Source organism: Streptomyces paradoxus, assembly GCF_014202475.1.
GTDB classification, from domain to species: Bacteria; Actinomycetota; Actinomycetes; order Streptomycetales; family Streptomycetaceae; genus Streptomyces; species Streptomyces paradoxus.
In genome coordinates, this window is record NZ_JACHGV010000015.1 from 135,109 (window position 1) to 151,808 (window position 16,700).

Annotated in this window: 16 protein-coding genes and 2 pseudogenes; 14 read left to right on the forward strand and 4 right to left on the reverse strand. The window is 65.4% G+C overall.

The genetic code is table 11. From position 1 onward, the window contains the following. Nucleotides 1-62 precede the first annotated feature (62 nt). From HNR57_RS34660 to HNR57_RS34705, 10 genes and pseudogenes are all read left to right on the forward strand, one after another. Nucleotides 63-1,394: a site-specific integrase gene (locus HNR57_RS34660; RefSeq protein WP_184566528.1), complete on the forward strand. Its 1,332-nt coding sequence runs from the start codon at nucleotides 63-65 to the stop codon at nucleotides 1,392-1,394. Then, nucleotides 1,391-3,190, forward strand: a complete 1,800-nt coding sequence (locus tag HNR57_RS34665; protein ID WP_184566530.1) for a hypothetical protein — start codon at nucleotides 1,391-1,393, stop codon at nucleotides 3,188-3,190. The genes HNR57_RS34660 and HNR57_RS34665 overlap by 4 nt, the downstream gene beginning before the upstream one ends. Next, a complete protein-coding gene (locus tag HNR57_RS34670; protein WP_184566532.1) occupies nucleotides 3,187-5,373 on the forward strand; it encodes a site-specific integrase in 2,187 nt (728 codons plus the stop codon). Before HNR57_RS34665 ends, HNR57_RS34670 begins: the two co-directional genes overlap by 4 nt. Next, on the forward strand, nucleotides 5,370-5,900 hold the full coding sequence (locus HNR57_RS34675; RefSeq protein ID WP_184566534.1) for a hypothetical protein: 531 nt from the start codon (nucleotides 5,370-5,372) through the stop codon (nucleotides 5,898-5,900). The genes HNR57_RS34670 and HNR57_RS34675 overlap by 4 nt, the downstream gene beginning before the upstream one ends. Nucleotides 5,901-6,004: 104 nt before the next feature. After that, nucleotides 6,005-6,181 (forward strand): hypothetical protein, encoded by a 177-nt coding sequence (locus HNR57_RS34680; RefSeq protein WP_184566536.1) that lies wholly within the window; start codon nucleotides 6,005-6,007, stop codon nucleotides 6,179-6,181. A gap of 199 nt (nucleotides 6,182-6,380) precedes the next feature. Further along, on the forward strand, nucleotides 6,381-6,611 hold the full coding sequence (locus tag HNR57_RS34685; protein ID WP_184566538.1) for a hypothetical protein: 231 nt from the start codon (nucleotides 6,381-6,383) through the stop codon (nucleotides 6,609-6,611). Nucleotides 6,612-7,214: 603 nt separating this feature from the next. Beyond that, nucleotides 7,215-7,492, forward strand: a pseudogene (locus HNR57_RS34690) (helix-turn-helix domain-containing protein); the annotation flags it as partial. 290 nt (nucleotides 7,493-7,782) lie between these two features. Beyond that, nucleotides 7,783-8,370, forward strand: a complete 588-nt coding sequence (locus HNR57_RS34695) for a hypothetical protein (RefSeq protein ID WP_184566540.1) — start codon at nucleotides 7,783-7,785, stop codon at nucleotides 8,368-8,370. Beyond that, on the forward strand, nucleotides 8,367-9,215 hold the full coding sequence (locus HNR57_RS34700) for a hypothetical protein (protein WP_184566542.1): 849 nt from the start codon (nucleotides 8,367-8,369) through the stop codon (nucleotides 9,213-9,215). The genes HNR57_RS34695 and HNR57_RS34700 overlap by 4 nt, the downstream gene beginning before the upstream one ends. A gap of 6 nt (nucleotides 9,216-9,221) precedes the next feature. Continuing rightward, nucleotides 9,222-10,106 (forward strand): hypothetical protein, encoded by an 885-nt coding sequence (locus HNR57_RS34705; RefSeq protein WP_184566633.1) that lies wholly within the window; start codon nucleotides 9,222-9,224, stop codon nucleotides 10,104-10,106. A gap of 103 nt (nucleotides 10,107-10,209) precedes the next feature. Here HNR57_RS34705 and HNR57_RS34710 read toward each other — a convergent pair. Next, a pseudogene (locus tag HNR57_RS34710) lies at nucleotides 10,210-10,296 on the reverse strand (IS5/IS1182 family transposase); the annotation flags it as partial. A 157-nt stretch (nucleotides 10,297-10,453) separates the two neighbouring features. Here HNR57_RS34710 and HNR57_RS34715 point away from each other — a divergent pair. The 3 genes from HNR57_RS34715 to HNR57_RS34725 all read left to right on the forward strand — a co-directional run bounded on the left by HNR57_RS34715 (nucleotide 10,454) and on the right by HNR57_RS34725 (nucleotide 11,936). Beyond that, nucleotides 10,454-10,969 (forward strand): GNAT family N-acetyltransferase, encoded by a 516-nt coding sequence (locus tag HNR57_RS34715; protein WP_184566544.1) that lies wholly within the window; start codon nucleotides 10,454-10,456, stop codon nucleotides 10,967-10,969. 60 nt (nucleotides 10,970-11,029) lie between these two features. Next, nucleotides 11,030-11,449, forward strand: coding sequence for a hypothetical protein (locus tag HNR57_RS34720; RefSeq protein ID WP_184566635.1), 420 nt, complete (start codon nucleotides 11,030-11,032; stop codon nucleotides 11,447-11,449). A 280-nt stretch (nucleotides 11,450-11,729) separates the two neighbouring features. Further along, entirely contained in the window at nucleotides 11,730-11,936 is a 207-nt protein-coding gene (locus HNR57_RS34725; protein WP_184566546.1) for a hypothetical protein, read from the forward strand. Between the two features lie 197 nt (nucleotides 11,937-12,133). Here the strand turns inward: HNR57_RS34725 and HNR57_RS34730 are convergent, their stop codons facing one another. From HNR57_RS34730 to HNR57_RS34740, 3 genes are read right to left on the reverse strand one after another with little or no spacing between them, the layout of a single operon-like run. Next, nucleotides 12,134-14,368 carry an MBL fold metallo-hydrolase gene (locus HNR57_RS34730; RefSeq protein WP_184566548.1) on the reverse strand — a complete coding sequence of 745 codons (2,235 nt, stop codon included), beginning with the start codon at nucleotides 14,366-14,368 and terminating at the stop codon, nucleotides 12,134-12,136. Then, a complete protein-coding gene (locus HNR57_RS34735; RefSeq protein WP_184566550.1) occupies nucleotides 14,334-15,443 on the reverse strand; it encodes a SagB/ThcOx family dehydrogenase in 1,110 nt (369 codons plus the stop codon). Before HNR57_RS34735 ends, HNR57_RS34730 begins: the two co-directional genes overlap by 35 nt. A 13-nt stretch (nucleotides 15,444-15,456) precedes the next feature. Beyond that, nucleotides 15,457-15,771: a hypothetical protein gene (locus HNR57_RS34740; RefSeq protein WP_184566552.1), complete on the reverse strand. Its 315-nt coding sequence runs from the start codon at nucleotides 15,769-15,771 to the stop codon at nucleotides 15,457-15,459. A gap of 672 nt (nucleotides 15,772-16,443) precedes the next feature. On the opposite strand from HNR57_RS34740, the gene HNR57_RS34745 reads away from it, so the two are divergent. Next, nucleotides 16,444-16,698, forward strand: coding sequence for a hypothetical protein (locus HNR57_RS34745; RefSeq protein WP_184566554.1), 255 nt, complete (start codon nucleotides 16,444-16,446; stop codon nucleotides 16,696-16,698). Nucleotides 16,699-16,700: the final 2 nt, after the last annotated feature.

A 16,700-nucleotide genomic window follows, 5' to 3' on the forward strand; every position in this document is an offset into this window, starting at 1 on the left:
TGTTCTGGGTTGGTGTCGGGGGTAATCCCGCAGGAAGCCAACCCGTCCCCGGCTGGGAGGACTTGGAGGAGCGCGAGCGAGCGCTTGGGCTGCGCGAGCGGCAGCCGATCCTCGTCTCGCCGGATGGCCGGGTCGATCCTCGGCTGAGTGAGTGCCTGCGACGCTCGGCGTTCTCAGCCAAAGCGAAGGGCACGCAGGTCACCTACGCCCCCCTCTACCGGCTGTTCTTTACGTTCCTGTGGCAGCGCGGACTGGATTGGGATGAGGCGTCGGAGGACGACGTCGAGGACTGGGAAGACTGGCGCCGACGAGGGGCGACGAACCCGGCGCCGGTCGACGGCGGCACGTGGGCGAAGGAGCAGGCTGCGTTGAAGCTGCTGTACGGCATCGCGGCCAAGCGCGGACTCGTACCGTCGAACCCGGTGACGCTCGTCTCGCCGTCGGACGTGAAGACCTCGGACGTGAAGTGGCTGTCGCCTCGGGCCTTTCAACTGTGGCGCAATGTCGGGCTCGGCGGCATGCTGCCGGGCGGCCTGGAGGACGAGGCGTGGCGCGGCCGTTCGGCCGGCCGGGACACGGCGAACGCCGACTTGATGTACTCCAGCGGCCTACGGCGCCGCGAGGGCGGCACTCTGTTGCTCTGCGAACTCCCGGCGCTCGGGCGACGGAACTACTACGCGGCCAGGGTAGGCCAGGCCGTGGCCAAGCGGGCCGGCTACACCTTCTACGTCGGCCATCCGGCGCTGCAGCGCGTCGAGGGCTACCGGATGAGCACGCGCGCTTCGGCGGTGGCTCGCGCGCGCCAGCGCGGCGTCTACGACCGGCTGCCCGGCCTGCGCATCATCCAGAGGGTCAGCCGGGCGGGCCGCGTGCAGTGGAGAAGCCGGGACGGGCGTACGGGCGAGAGCGCGCTCGGGAGGTTGACGGCTGCCGAGCGGATGCGGCTGTTCGTCGACGGCGTAGACGGCCTGGAGCCGGCGATGCTGTGGCTGACCGAGAGCGGGCTACCGCTTCAGTACACGAGCTGGACGAAGGTCTTCGAGCGGGCGAGCGACCGGTGCGCCGCCGCGGGGCTCGACGTCTTCGCGACGCCGAAGATGCTGCGGCACTCCATGGCCCTGCGGACGTTGATCGCGCTGCACAACGCGCTGGACCGCCGGCTCGGGCTGACGCCCGCCGAGCGCCTGCACTACGAGGAGGTGTACGGGCAGGTCTGGCTGATGGTCAAGGACATGCTCGGGCACCGCAGCGAGCAGGTGACGCGGGACGTGTATCTGGAGCCGGTGCGCGGGCTGCAGCTGGAGTCGCTGCTTGGCGACGACGACAATCCCGTGAACGCGGAGAAGATCGCAGAGCTGGCGGCCCGTACGGGTCTGATCCTGGACGCGGCGTGAGCGGGCGGGGGCGCCGGGCGGCGCTGCCGCCGACGGACTACCGCAAGGCGCCGGTGCTGGACGAGGACGGCCTGGTCATCCGCCCGGTCAGCGGCGCCGGAAAGCCGCTGGGCGTGTACGACTTCCGGGACAGCCCCGGCCCCGTCGACTTCCGGCGGGAGCTGGTGGCCGGGCTGGCCGCGCAGGGCCGGGGCTGGGGCAGCGCGGACACCTACCAAACGAACGCCAGCACGCTGCGGCTGCTGTTCAGGGACGCCGCGGCGGCCGAGCCGCCCGTCGCCGCGACCGAGCAGATCACGGTGGAGTGGTGGAAACAGTGGACCGGCAACATCCACGTCCGCCGGGTCCTGGCCGCGGTCGTACGGCGGGCGCCCGGGCTGCCGGAGGCGACCCGGGTGTTCCTCCAAACGCCGCGGCGCCGGCCGCCGTCCCGGCGCGGACGGCCGCGCAAGCAGGCCCACACCCGGGAGGAACTGCGCCGGATCCGGGACGCGGCCGCCGCGACGGTGCGCGCCGGGCGGCTGCGGATCGCGGCGAACACCGCGGTCCTCCAGCGGTGGCGGGCAGGAGCGATCGAGCGCGGGGACGGCGACTGGCCCCTCGGTGAGGTGCTGGACGTGCTCGCCCGCACCGGAGACCTTCCGCGCTACCCCAACAGCGCCGACCACGCGATGACCGCGTATGCGGAGCGCGCGTGCGGTTTCGAGGGCAACGCCGCCTCACTGAGCCGGCTCTTCGCGACGCCGGCGGAGATCGGGGCGGCGGCCGTGCTGCTGATCGTGCACGAGGCGTGGAACCTGTCGGTGCTCAAGAAGATGGACGTGCCCACTTGGTGGCCGAACGCGGACCGCGAGGACCCTGCCGTGCACCAGGTCGACACGGACAAGGCGAGGCGTGGCCGGCGCCGGCACGCGAGCAATACGCTCGTCGACGTCGGGGAGGGCTCCAGCGGCCGGGCCCTGCGGCACGTGCTGGAGCTTACCGCGCCGGCCAGGACCACTTTGGAGGCGCTGGGCCGCCCGACGACGAAGCTGCTGGTTGGCCACCGCGGCCTGGGCGGAGGCGAGAATCTGCGCGACCACGCGCTCGGTGCCGCTCTGGACGGGGCGATCCGGCGCTGGCAGCAGCAGGTCCGCGCCAACGGCGTCGACTTGCCCGCCCGGGTGAACTCCCAGGCGCTGCGCCACAGCGCGCAGTCGCACCACGGCCGGGCCCGCAACAACACCCAGGCCACCCACGAGCGCGACTACCAGCTCCAGGACGAAGACGTCCGCGCCGCCTCGCGCGGCGCGGTGGAGCTCGGTCTGGCCCAGGCTCTTACCTCCGCCCGGCAGACGGTCGCCATGCGCCTGGTCGAGGAGGTCGACGCCGATGGCGAGGTGAGTGCCGAGCTCGTGGCCAAGGACGCCGGGATTGACGTGGAGGTGGCGCGCCGGATCGTGGCCGGCCGGCTGCGTACCCCGGTCGCCTCGTGCGCGGACTTCCTCAACTCCGACCACAGCCCGGCCGGGGTGCCGTGCGCGGTGTCGTTCCTGCTGTGCTTCGCCTGCCGCAACGCGGTGGCCACCGGCCGCGACCTTCCCCGCATCGCCTACCTGCACCAGGCGCTGGAGTCCCTGCGGTCGGCCGTGACGCCAGCGGTGTGGGCGGCGGACTGGGCGACGCACCACGCGCGGATCGGCGACTTCCTGACCACCTACACCACCACCGACGCGCGGCCCCAGCTGGTCGCCGCCGTGGCCGACAGCGAGCGGGAGCTGATCCACGCGATGCTGGAACGGAGGCTCGACCCGTGAACGCGTCCTCGCCCGTCCCCGTCGGCCCGAACGTTGTCGACCCGGCTCCGGACACCTTCGTCCTCCCGTTCAACCGACTACGGCCCGGCTTCGACCCCGAGCAGCTTCCGCGCTTCCGTGACCTGGCCTGGCGCCTGGCGCTGATCAGCCCCAAGGAGTCGAACCGCACCCTGGTCATCGACTGGAGCCGCTGCCCCGCCGGGCTGCGGCCCGGCTTGATGCGCGCGGCCTTCGCCGAGCTGAACATCCCCACCCCGGCCGTGCTGCTCCAGCAGCGAGCCGCACGCTCCACCACCCAACCGGCCACGCTGCGCCACAACTTCCAGATCTGGACCCGCTTCGCCTCCTGGCTCGACGGACGCGGCATCACCGAACTCTCCCAGGTCACTACCAATGATCTGGAGGCCTACGCCGACCACCTGCGCCCGCTCGGCCGCCGGTGGCGCACCGACGCCAAGGCCCTGTGGGTGATCTCGCGGCTGTGGGCCTACGCCCCCTACCTGCCCGAGCGCGACCGGCTGGTCATGCCGCCGTGGGAGGACCCAGCCGCGGTCATGTCCGACTTCCTCGGCACCAACGACGACACCCCCAACGGCGAGAACAGCGTCGCGATCGTGCACCCGGCCGTCATGGCCCCGCTGCTGGTGTGGGCGCTGCGCACGGTCCTGGACCTGTCCCCAGACATCCTGGCCGCCGCCCGCGAGCACCGCCGACTGCTCGCCGCCATCCCCGACCGCCCCCCGCTCGGCGGCGCCGAGGCCGCGGTGGCCCACCTGCGCGGCCTGCTCGCGGCCGGCGAGAAGCTGCCCTCCAGCGGTGCGCCCGGCGCCACCGCCGTGCGCGCCCGCTTCGGCGGGGTGCTGCCGCCGATGGCCAACACCTTCCTGGCCAGCACCCTCGGCGTCACCACCTCCCAGGTCGCCCGCGCCCGCCGCACCCTGTCCGACGAGCTCACCCCGGCCAGCTTCGGCCCCGCCCCGCTCCTCGACCTTGCGCTCGGCGCCCGGATCGGCGCCGCCCCGTGGCGAGAGCAGATCGGCTTCGACGACGTGGACGTTCTGGTGCTGCACCTGTCCACCGCCGCCCTGATCTGCTGCGCCTACCTCTCCGGCATGCGCCCAGAGGAGGTACTGGCCCTGCGCCGCGGCTGCTGCACCCGCGTGGAGCGCGACGACGGCACCGTACGGTTCGAGGTCCGCGGCCAGCACTTCAAAGGAGTGCTGGACGAGGACGGCAACGCGATCGGCGAAGGAGAGGAACGAGCGGATCCGTGGATCGTGCTGGAGCCCGTCGCACGCGCCATCGCCGTCGCCGAAGAACTCGAAGCCGGCGAGCAACTGTTCACCCGCACCCTCTACCGGTACGCCAAGGGCACCTGCATGCCCCGCACCGGACTGTCCTCCGACACCGCAGTGGAACGGATCCGCACCTTCACCGCCTGGGCCAACCAGCTCGCCAGCGCCCACGACCGGCCCCACGAGCTGATCCCGCCCGATCCCGACGGCGCCGTCACCCTGCGCCGCTTCCGCCGCACCATCGCCTGGTTCATCTACCGCCAGCCCGGCGGCCGGATCGCACTCGCGGTGCAGTACGGCCACGCGGCCACCGCCATGTCGGAGTCCTACGCCGGCCGCTCGAAGGCCGACATACTCGAAGTCCTGGACCAGGAGAAGGGCCTGGCCCTGGCCGAGACCCTCACCGAGGCCGGCGAACGCCTCGCCGCCGGCGAGAAGGTCAGCGGCCCGGCCGCCGACCGCTACCGCGCCGCAGCCGCCGAGTTCTCCGACCGCTACGCCGGCACCTACCTCGGCAAACGCGAACTGCGCGCGCTGGTCGCCAACCCTCGCCTCCAGGTCTACGAGGACCCGAAGGCATTTTTGACCTGCAACCACGACGCGTTCACCGCGCTGTGCAACCCCGACCGCGACCGGGCGGGCGACGGCGCCCGTCACACCCCCGACCACTCCCGCTGCCACCCGGCGTGCGCGAACATCAGCCGCACCGACAGCCAGATCACCGCCCTGCGGGCCGAGGTCGAGCGCATCGACGCGGACGCCGACGCCGGCCTCGACCCCTATCCCATCGCCGCCCGCGAACAGCAGCGCAAAGCCCACCTCACCGCCATCATCCGCCGCCACGACGCACAGCAGCCGGCCGACACCGAAGTCGAGGAGCGCCGATGAACACCCCCGCCGCAGACGCCACCGGCCCGCGCGACGGCGCAGCGCTGGCCCAGCTCGTCGGTGAAGCCCTCACCCACGACCAGGGCCACGCCGACACCGAGGACGCCGCGGAGATCAGAGCCATCACCGACGCCATGGTGCGCCTGCTCATCGGCGCCCCGCTGCACTCCGACGGCAAGCTGACCATCGTCTCCCTGGCCACCGAATCCGGCCTACGCCGCAACAAGCTCACCCACAAGCACACCGGCCTCAAGGACCTGTTCTACGCCCTGGTCAAGGCCCGCACCCCCGTACCCGAAGCGTTGCCCGACTCGGTGCGGGTCCGCGCGGCCAAGCAGCAGCAGGACCTGGCCCGTATCCGGGCCGAACGCGACGATCTGCGCCGACAGGCACAGCTCCTGGCCCGGATCGTCCACGTCCTGGAGATCGAGAACGGCAAGCTCAAGGAGACCAACGCGGCCCTGGAGCAGCAGGTGGCTGCCGATGCCTCGGTCCCCGACCTCACCCGTCGAAAGCGCCAGCCCTGACCCTGGCGTCAACGCCGAGCGGCGGCACCGCTCGGGTGCCGCCGCTCGGCCGTACAAAGTCCTACGGACCGAAGGCGCCGCCCTCGATAAGGAGGAGCAGGCCGATGCCGATCAGAACGACGGGCAGCAGGATGTGGTCCAATCGGCTCGGCGCCTTGGCGATCACCGGCCAGGGGGCGAAGTACCGGCCAGCCGCGATCTACACCGCGAGCAGGATCAGGAAGAAGACCGCGTACACGCTGATGCCGCCGACGCCGGCGGTGGCGAGCACGGGCACGTAGACGACCGAGACCTCGATCGAGCGGACGGGGCTGGTACGGGTTTGGGCACCCTCGTGCCGGCTGCCTGCTGGGTTTCGACCGCCCCGCTAACTCCAGTGGGCCAACCGCGTTTGCGGGCCCTTCGGCCCCGGTGGAAGCGTCGTCGGTGAGGCCCGAAAGAGATGATACTGACGAACGGACCCGGGAGAGGAAGTAGGGCATGACCAAGGAAGGACTGCGGGTCACCGTCCAGGGCGACCTGCCGCCGGAGACGCTGAAGCGGATCGCGGACGCCGTGCGGCGGACGGCACTCAACGAGGTCGCCGAACTCGACCTGGCACCCCCGCTGCGCGAGGTGCCCCCCACCCAACGGGCCCCCAGGCCGGGGCCGTCGGACGATGCGCTGAGCCTCTTTCCGTTCCTGGGGATCATCTTCGAGCGGGAAGAGTAGTGGTCGGGGAAGGTCCCCGGGTGGACGCCGAGGGTGGGGCGACCTGCCCCAGTAGTTCCTGTGCCGCTGGCCATCTGCTGCTCGGCATCGTCCTGCCGGACGGGACCGTCGCCGCGCTGCACCCGCCGCTGCCGGTGAGTACTGAGTTCGTCGAGCGCGCCGCGGCCCCCGGGCTGCGCCCGCCCGAGGCCCGGTTCCGCTTCGCTGGTCCGTGTATCGAGTCGGCGTGCAGTCAGTGGGTGGAGGGCCGGTGCTCCGTGGGCGACGCGGTGGCGGGCCTCGGCCGCGCTGAGCGCGCCGTGGACGATGCGCTTCCGCCGCCGCCATGCGCCGTCCGTCCGACCTGCCGCTGGTGGGCCCAGGGCGGCGCCGACGCCTGCCGGATTTGCCCGCGTATCGTGCACACCACGAAGGCGTCAGCGCCTGCCTGACGACCTGGCGCTACCGGGTCACGGGGTGTCGCCGGCGGAAATCGCTGAACTCGTCGCTGGGGTACATGTGCGACACCCTTTACGACCTCGTGCACGGTAGGCCATGGCTCAGCGTTCTGGCAGCTCGTTGAACGGGGCATCGTGGGGTCTGGGGCGCGTAACGGCACTTGCGGGCCGACCGTGGTCGCTGCCGTTGGCCGAACGGGTACTCATGGTCGAAGATGTACTACCGGACGAACCTGACGATGCGGCAGCTGGGCCCGCTGTTCGGCGTCTCCTCGTCCACCGTGTGCCGGGTCACCCAACACCCGCACCGCCGATGCGACGGACCGGTTGTGGATCGTGGACGGCACCCTGGTGCCGGGCCGCGACCGGACCCTCGGCTCCTCCTCACGTAACTACCGATTCTCCGCGAACGCGCAGGTCATCGTTGACGCCATGACCGCCCTGAAGCCTGCTGCAACACGCTTCAGGTCTGGTCTGACGGAGATGCCGCTGGCGCAGTCTCCGCCTGAGGGCTTGCCCAGGGTTCGTACCAGGTGTAGCCCCAGCGCAGGTTGCATCGACAATCACGCGTGGAGTGGCAGGCATAGTGGTCACAGTGCATCATGGATGACGAGTCGCAACGTCGATATGAGAACCATCTGCAGGCAATCCCGGCCGCACCGCCGAAAAATCGCATCTCAGGTACTCAATGCCTACGGCGTGCGCACACATCGCGAAAGCATCAGGGAATCGCCATGAGTGAGACAATCACCGAAGACCTGCGCTCGTTCGTTAGCTTCGCTCTCGCCATGAAACCGGAAATCCGGTTCCAGCGCCAGCAGGATGACGTCGGACCGGCGCTGACAATGACTATCTCGGCCGAAGAGAGCGAATCCGCAGGAGAGGCAGAGAACGAGGCATGGTACGCCAGCCTCGAGCCCCTCATGGAGAAATACCAGCCGCTGCGTCCAATCCTTCAGTCAGTGATCGACTCCAAGGAGTCGATCACAACCTGCACGCCGATTACGAGCTTCAAGCCTGGGATGGAGTACCGACTTGTTCGTATATCGCAGACGCAGTTCGAGGTCGCACAAGAAGTGGCGTCGAAGCTGGATCTAATTCAAGTTCTCCGCGAAGGCGGGTACTCGGCAGAAGCCGGCCAAGAATTCGACAGGCTCCAAGACTACCTGGCGGAGAAACGGCAGCTTCTGATCGGCGACTTCAAGGGCATTAAGTTCTCCGACGCGGTCGCCACGTATGGCGCCGACCGACTCGCTAGCGCAGACGCGGACTGCAGTGGAGCAGTGATCTTTGTCCTCGCCGAAGCCTTCATCTGCCTGTGATCTGGCTGCCGGGAGACGCCGTGAGTCGCAATCCGCTGGAAACCCTCATCGAATCCCTCGAGCGGAATGCAGAGGACTGGGCGTCTCTCGGAGCTATATTCCTCGAACACGCCAAGAGTGATTTTCTCGCAGAATTCATCCACCGTGAGCTCGATGCCGCCGCTAAGGACAGCGATCACGTCGTGCGGCGAGGCGTCGGGCAGGCCAGCTTCACTCTAGTCAACACACCCGACTTCGAGTACTCGATCCGCATCTTGGGGACATTCAGCCGTAAGCCACGCATGGTCAAGTGGCTCGGCATGCCCCAGATCATCGCGGTGAAGGGTCCGTACACACTCACAGTGCGGAATCTGGAAGTGCCATCCCTCTGCGACATCGAGCAGTTCGTCGCGGGCGTCCAAATCAGCGAATGCTCGTTGAGGGACGTTCAGCAGGGTGACATTCTCGTCACTGAGAACCGACACAGAATTACGGACATTTGTGCAGCGACCGGCCCGATGATTGCTCAGATTCTGACGTACCGCCGAGCCGCCCCAAACCTAGTCTGGACATTTTCTCCCGAACTTACCTCGCTCTACTGCGAGCAGTCATCAATCACGGCATCACGTTTCCGGAACGTCATGCGAATCGCCCATGCAGCTGGGGTTGTGGTGCCCAACGACATCTACGAAATGGCGCTTACTTCCCATTCGCCCCAGGTAGTACTGACAGCGATTCAATCCATGCTTGCATCAGGGCACCCGGACAGCTTCACGGCGCTCCACAGTGCTGCCGCATCAGATCAGCCCGGGCTGCGGGAGGGCGCCAATGCAGTTCTTGATGCTCTTTTCTCTGGAGGCAGGTGAGCTACGTTGCCGATCGACCTTGGAGATTTCGTTGGCGAAGATTCGATAACGCTCGAGGAGTACGTGCGAGCCATCGACTGCAGCGGTTACGACTTGACTCGACATGAGGACCTGATTGCCTCCGCTCCCTTGCTTGGAAAACTGGCAAACAACAAATCTTTCGTCATTGAGCGCATGTTTGATGAGCTGCGGAACCAACTCCGATTCCAGGCCAACAATATGTACGCGCCTGAAGTTCTGCTGCTGCACTCCACAAAGGACTACTTCATCCGGGCAAACATCTGGAAGCCTATCTCCGCTGCAGAGGAGGCGATCCCTGGATACCAGTACGACGTCTGTCACGACCACAATTTCGACATCCTGACTGTCGGCTACCTCGGCCTTGGATACAGCTGCCGCTCGTATACGTACGACAGGACGGCATACGCGGGCCGCCTTGGGGAAGTGGTCGAGCTGGCCGACGAGGGCCTGTTCTCTCTGGCAAACGGTCAGGTTGCGCTTTACCGGGCCAAGGAGGACGTGCACATGCAGCTGCCGCCGGACCAGATCTCCGTCTCCCTCAATCTGGTTCCACGCGCGCCTGTGCAAAACGAGATGCAATTCCAGTTCGACGAGGACTCGGGGGAGATCTGTCGATACCTCAATTTCAGCGGCCTGGAAGCGGCTATCCGTGTGGCCGACGTCATGCGATCGCGTGAATGCGCCGATGCGCTCGTACGCATCGGAAACGGTCATCCCAGCGCACGGGTACGAGCGCTGGCCCTGACCGCTCAGATCCACATCGACGCCGACCGTGCCGATCAGATCCTGGCTGACGTAGCGGTCCATCAGTCCGCGACGGTGAACTACCTGGTCGGCTTGGAGCTCGCCGGCGATGGATCCGCGATGTGATCGCGAACCGGGTCAACCGGAACCTGAGAGGTCGTTTCCTTCCAGGGAGGCCTTTCAGCGTGGCCACTGCTCCCGTGCCGTTGGGGGAGGTGTTCAAAGTCTCAGTGTCGTGCCGGCGCAGGTACACCAGGGCACGCTGGTGCGGTGGGAGCTTGCAGCGGCGGTCACCCACGCGGGTGACCATGAGCATGGTTACCCACTCCCGCCCACGCCTACACGACACACGCTGGTCGTAGGCAGGTGTCCGCGGAGGACTTCGCTCGTCAGGAGCCGCTTTCGTGAGAGGAGGCGCCAGCAGCGGGGTAGAGCAGTTCGTTCTCCGGTGCTTGGGCTACTACGGTGGCGCGATGGTGCATGTGCGGGAGATGGATGAGGCCGACATCGAGGCCGTTTCGACGATCCGAGTCCGAGGATGGCAGGCGGCGTACGCCGGCATTGTTCCCCAGACGTATCTGGACGCAATGACGGTGGAAGGCGATGCAGGGCAACGGCGGCAGTGGTTTTCTCAACCCGGACGAAAGTCACGAGACCTTGTGGAGCTCGGCGACCGTGGCCCGGTGGGGTGGATCTCCTTCGGGCCGTATCGAGGTGAGATGCCCGGTCTGGAACGGGTCGGTGAGGTCTACGCCCTGTACATCTCGCCGGATCTGATCGGCCAGGGCATCGGCCGGACTCTCCTGGGCGAGGCTCATGCTCAGATGAAGGGCCAGGGCTTCGAGACATCAGCTTTGTGGGTGTTGTGTGACAACCAACGAGCCCGGCGCTTCTACGAGCGGGCCGGCTACCAGGCTGGCGAAGGGGCTCAGGACGAGGTCTACGACGGGATCACGCTCAGGGAGCTCCGCTACCAGCGTGTGCTTTGACATGGGCCGGCTTGTCGGTTCACGCTCACCGCGACCGGGCCGCCTTGTACGATCCGGTCCATGCTGGATCCCGAGCTGCTGGAACGGATCACCGCGCGTCGCGGGGAACTGGACGAACTCGAAGAACGGCTGGCCAAACAGCTGGCGGAAGTGCTGGCCGAGCGCGGTATTCCTCACACAATTACAACGGCCGCCGAGGACACCCCGGTATCAGCATCACTGCCCGTCCGGCCACCTGCCCAGGCACAGGGGGTGGCCGAGGTGCGTTCCTCGGCGCTACCCGGCATCCGTTCGAGGACACGTTCGGCGACGACGATTTCGTCCCGAAAATCGCGCCGAGGACACCTGCCCGCTTGCCTACCAGCGCCACCTGCCGCTGTCCACGCGCACCGTCAACCACCTCGCCGACCTGCTCAGGCGTCATCTGAAGGCGATCCGGTCCCGGCGGCCCTTCTCGTCGGTCAGGGCGAGGAAGTGTAGGCCCGTGGTTGCGGTGCTTGCCGGAGTAGTTCCGCCGGTCGGCCTTGCCGGCGCGGCGCTGGGTGCGGATGAGGGCGCCGTCGATCAGGACCACCTCTCCGCCCCCTGGCGATCTGCTTCAGGGCGCGGTCCAGGCGTGGAGCCCGGGCGGCGAGCAGCCCCATCAGCTCGTCGTGCCAGTGACGGACGGTGGTTTCGGACATGTTGTTGCCGCCGGCCATGTCGGCGAGGCGCTGGCCGTGCCGCAGTACGGCCAGGACGATCACCGTGATCTTTCCCGGTGATCTGGATATCCGCCGCCCGGCCCGGCCGCACCCACGACAAACTCGCCGCCCGCCACGACCGCATCCTGACCCACCTGCGCGCCGCCGGCCTCGGGGCACTGACGGACCTCGGCTTCTGCGGCCTGAACAACGACATCCATCACTCAACGCCGCTTCCCGCGCTTCCGCAGGCAAATCGAGCAGGTCACGATCCTCGACCGTGATGGGGGCTCAGCGTCGAGACGGCCGGTTTCAAGTGCTGGGGCGGCGCTTGACGGGGGCCTCGACAACTCTGGGGCGGAAGGGGCAGAGGGGGTGGGATATCACGGATCACGGGTGCGAATCGATTATCGGTGTTGAGACCGGAGCTGGCCGCGACGCTGAACGACCTCAGGTCACGGTCAAGAACCCGTTTGGGTGATCACAGCATCCGCTCCCATGATGTCCGTACATCAACCAACTCGTCAGTCATCCGCCCCTGGAGCGCCAGCATGGCGCGACTTTCGACCCAGCGATTGAAGGGCACATTCCGGGAAGAGGGAACATAGTTTCTGGTATCTGTGAGCGGGAGGATCCACGAGAATCGAAAGTTACCTGACACCAGCCGTTCCTCCCGCTGTGCGGCGGTTTTCGGCGGATCACCTTCATATTGGAGTGCACATACCCGCTCTCCCGCCAGTGGGTGACCCTTGACGAATCTGACTGTAATATAGTCCAGACCCATCTCAGGCATGCCATGCCACCATTCAACGGTGCGCCCACCCGGTCGTTCATCCCCGTATATTTCTCCGACCCATCCTCGCTTCAATAGATCTGCCAGCAAGCGCTCTCGCGTGATGGGGAACAAGCTGGCCAGCCGCCAAAGCGGCACGGCGTACTCTTTCTCCAAACACCCCCAATGCAAACTCCATTTTCTTACCGGCGAGGACAGCAAGTTCCGCAGCAAGAGCTGATAGGCGTCACATGGGAAGCGAACCCCCGCCCCCATGTGCGGCTGCGCCTCAACCAGGTTAGCGAGAGAAAGTACACCGTCAGAGATGTCCGGGGGTACAGAAGAAGGCCAGGCTTCGAACCCTAGCGCTCCCCTCAAGATTCCTCCGTCGACAACTTGTCGAGGGCCAACTCGCCGTGTGGCGGGGTAGGGGCCGGCGGCTGGCAGTGTGACGAGTTTCTGCGTGCGACTTGGTGGCGGGTGAGTAACAAACTTCGGGAGATCGAGTTCTTCTTTTGCGCACGCCGCCTCTATCCGGAGCCTACGAAATACAGAGTCATCCTCCCTGCGGAGCAATGAATTAAGGAGGAATACCCCACTATATGCCACTTTCCCGCTCTTCGGCGCAGTGGAACCCGGTCGAATGAGAATTTTGGCCGAATCAAGGTTGCAGATCCCTGGTCGCCATTCTCTCAGTCGACCACCAAGAAATGCAGTAGAATATCCGAGCATGCCGGACCTCAGAGCGTTTAGATCTTCGCAAGTGATCGCGACCTCGATATCCGCTGGCCCTTGGTCAACATTGACCGACATGTAACCGGATTCATCTACAGAAATATAGCGCTCTTCGGTCACAGCGGCGCTTTCGTCAAGAACGATGAATCGGTACAGGCATCGGCTGAATGAATGTTCTCCACGTACTCGCGGGTCGAGTCTCGCGTCGTGCTCAAGACCCTTATCGACGAAATCGAGTTTGCCGTACTTCGCACAGGACGTGATCGAAGAAAGGGGTTCTATGCGGCCGGCCGGCAAAAACCTTCTGTCCTGCACGGTCTCAAGCGGCTGCACGATACGGCTCGCTTGCGCGGCCTTTCGAACGGTCGGCTTGCTTGACGACACATCAATCGTGATTACTCCTCCTGGGACGCACCGGAGGATGGTCGAATCTGGCGCGCTTTCCTGTAGGACCTTTTCGACGCGTTCCCCGGAGACTGGAAACTTGAAGTGGTTTAGCCATTCTGCCCGACCCGTGCAGAAGTGCCCATCGGCGAAAGGTAAAATGTGACTAGGGCTGGTAACTCTCAAGAGCCTCTGCGTGTCGTCGAACGGATCGCCTTCGAGAGCGGGATCGAGTCCGTCGGTGATAGCTGTTTCCAGCAATGGGAAGCAGGGGAGCATTAGAAGGTCGAGACGATCGGATCCAAGTTTACTCAGCACCTTCTCTGCCGTATCTGGAATTTCTACGACAGTGTCAACCATGTCCCAGAGGAAGAAATCTTTGTAGCGTATAGCGAATCCATGTTCAGGCACTCGGTAGGTTGACGGCGTCCAGATCACACTTAGGTCAGGCAAGGGCTGAATAGTCGACCAATCCTGTACCGAAACTACTTGCTTGAAGCCCAGCTCACGGAGAACGAGGTGTATGCGCGCATCGACGGGGCAGAAGACAGGCACACTTTTATCGATTTTCGCTAGGCTTGGAACATCAAAATGATCTCGGTGCGAGTGTGAAATGAAGACGGCGTCGAGTCTCGGTATCTCTTCAATGTGCACTCGACGGGAAGGAAAGTAGCCAAAATGCCCGGACCCAAAGTCCTCATAGAAATGTGGATCGGTGAGTACGTTGACGTTGCCAAAGCGCATCAGAACGGTGGCATGGCCTAGGGGCTCGATTGCTACGGTTGATTCGTTAACCGGCGCAGACCAGGTAGGTTGCACACTCATCGTAAATATCCTCCAGGTGCAGATGCTGCTGAGCTACCTTCACATTGAGCGCGGGGGTAAGGAAAGTCTTCAGTCCCACAGCTTGACAGCAGAGGATAAGTGTCTGAACGAAGTGGCCGACATCAAGGTACGTGAAAAGGAAACTCTTGGCGTACCTATATTTCCAAAGGTTGCGGGAGAAGCGAGCAGTGATGATGAACGCGAGCGGCACGTTACGGCAGCCGGACTGGTTTTGACCGAGCTGGCGGAGAAGTGCATTCGACGTGTGTCCCAAACGCCGCAGGCGGTGCTCCACCGGATCGTAGTGGTAATTTCCTTGCGGAAAGCCGTCCACACGTAGAATCTGAGGATAGATCTCGACTGGGTGACGGGCGCCCCCCGAGGGGCTGGTGCGCAAGATATGATCACCGAAGAACGGGTTACGGAGCGAGCCATGCGCGCGGGCCGAGAAGTGCAGTAGCGTCAACAGGTTTTGTTCTGTCAAGCGAGTCGATGGATTGAACGTTCGACGTGTGCGTCGGTTGATGAGGACATCGAAGAAATCCGTATTCGGGCGGTCAGTGGGTGGATCTTTCAAGTCGATCACATCTTGTGCAAATGCATCTACATCGCGTGTTACCGGAGGGCCGCTTCCAACTGCGGCAAGTGAACTCCCCACCTGGGCAGTCTGTTTCCAGCCGTCAACATCATCCTGTACAAACTCCGTGTTCACGGTGGCCTCGTGCAGGAGTTGAGCCATGCCCCAACCCATGGATGTCCAGGGAAACTTTGGGGGCTGTGAATCAGGAGTTCCGTCCAAGAGAGACGGACGAATGATGCCGCAGGCGCAGAGGATATCCCACGCGTTTGTTGGGACGTGCCTCAACTCGCGGGCGACGCTGAGGAAGTCCTGTTGAGTGAACCCCTCGGGATCCGTCAACTCTCCCGCTAATGCGAGCAGCCATTGACCTGCTTCCGCGTAGGTACCGTCAGCCATATAAACTTGAACGTGTCCCGCCGCTGGTCGCAGCACGAGATCGCCGGCGAGCCTGTATCGCACCGTATCGGTCATATCCCGTGCTGCTTCAGCGCTCACTGGTTTCCCTCACTCACTGGTCCTTGATCTCGGCGTGATGGCCCGACTGCAGTAGCCCGATGGTTGCGGGCTGTACCACCCGGAAGCGCTCGTCCACTGACTGACCATCCCTCAGCTCGACGCAGAGCCCGTGTCCCCGAGCCAGGGCAATGAGACGCGCCACCTTCTCTGCGTCGTCTCTAGACCCATTGGTGGTGCCTGCGACGGCCGGAGCCGGGTCGACGCCCTGCTCCCTTAGCTGCCTGGTGAGGGACTCGACCTGACTGGAGGCGTCCCCCGTTATCTGCACGATCTGCGAGAGATCGAAGGCTGAAGAAGGCGTTGGCATAGCACACTCCTTGCAGGTGCCTTATTTTCAGGGGATTTTCATGCTATGTACGATATGTCGTTGCGGCAACTCGACGGTGTAGGAGCCGGGGACGAGACGATCGTTCAGACGGTCGGGCGCGTACGACGTCCGCAGTGACACCGGACGCGCCGTTCCCGCAAGGGGCCGCATTCGCCCGAACGGATGCGGACGCAGGACGGCCCCACTCACAGCAGCGGCCCGCAAGCAACGCACCACCACCTGGCCGGAACTCCAGCAGAAGACCGACCTGCGCCAGCTGGGTCGCCTCGACCACCACACCAGGACCACTCTCGACCCTTCTTGCCGCTGCCGTCGCCGCGCTACGCATCCCCCGCCGGTGGTAGCTGGGACCCGGTCTGCCGAGGCTCTTGGCGCACGCCGCGATGATGGACACCTTCCACCGACAGCCCGAGGGCGGCGATGCCGACGGGCAGCCGAGCGGCGTGCGCGCCGCTGCCGTTCTCGTGCTTGGCCACGGCCCGCGAACCGGATCCGTAGCCGCATCACCCAAGTAGCGGTGAGGCGGGACCCGGCGCAGACTGGAGATAGGGGAGACCGGAAGGTATAAGCGCGGTGAGGATCGCTGCGGGGGAAGATATCGGTGGTGGCGCTGTCGCGCGATAGTACTCTTACTCCCTGTCGGAGGCAGCCATGACCGAGGACGTCGCTGCTGTCAGGCTTCGCCTGGTACAGATGGTTGCGAAGGCCGAAGCCGATGATGCGTTCCGAAGGCGCTTGGCAGAGGACCCCGGGTCCGTATTTGCCGAGTATCAGATTCCCGAGAACGCGGTCGAGGATTACTCTCGGGCAATCACCCAAGCGCGAGCGGACGGCGAGTGTAGCGATTTCACCTGCTTCTCCTCAGAATGCGGACCTACCTGCTATGTCACGGTCTTTACCCTCTGACG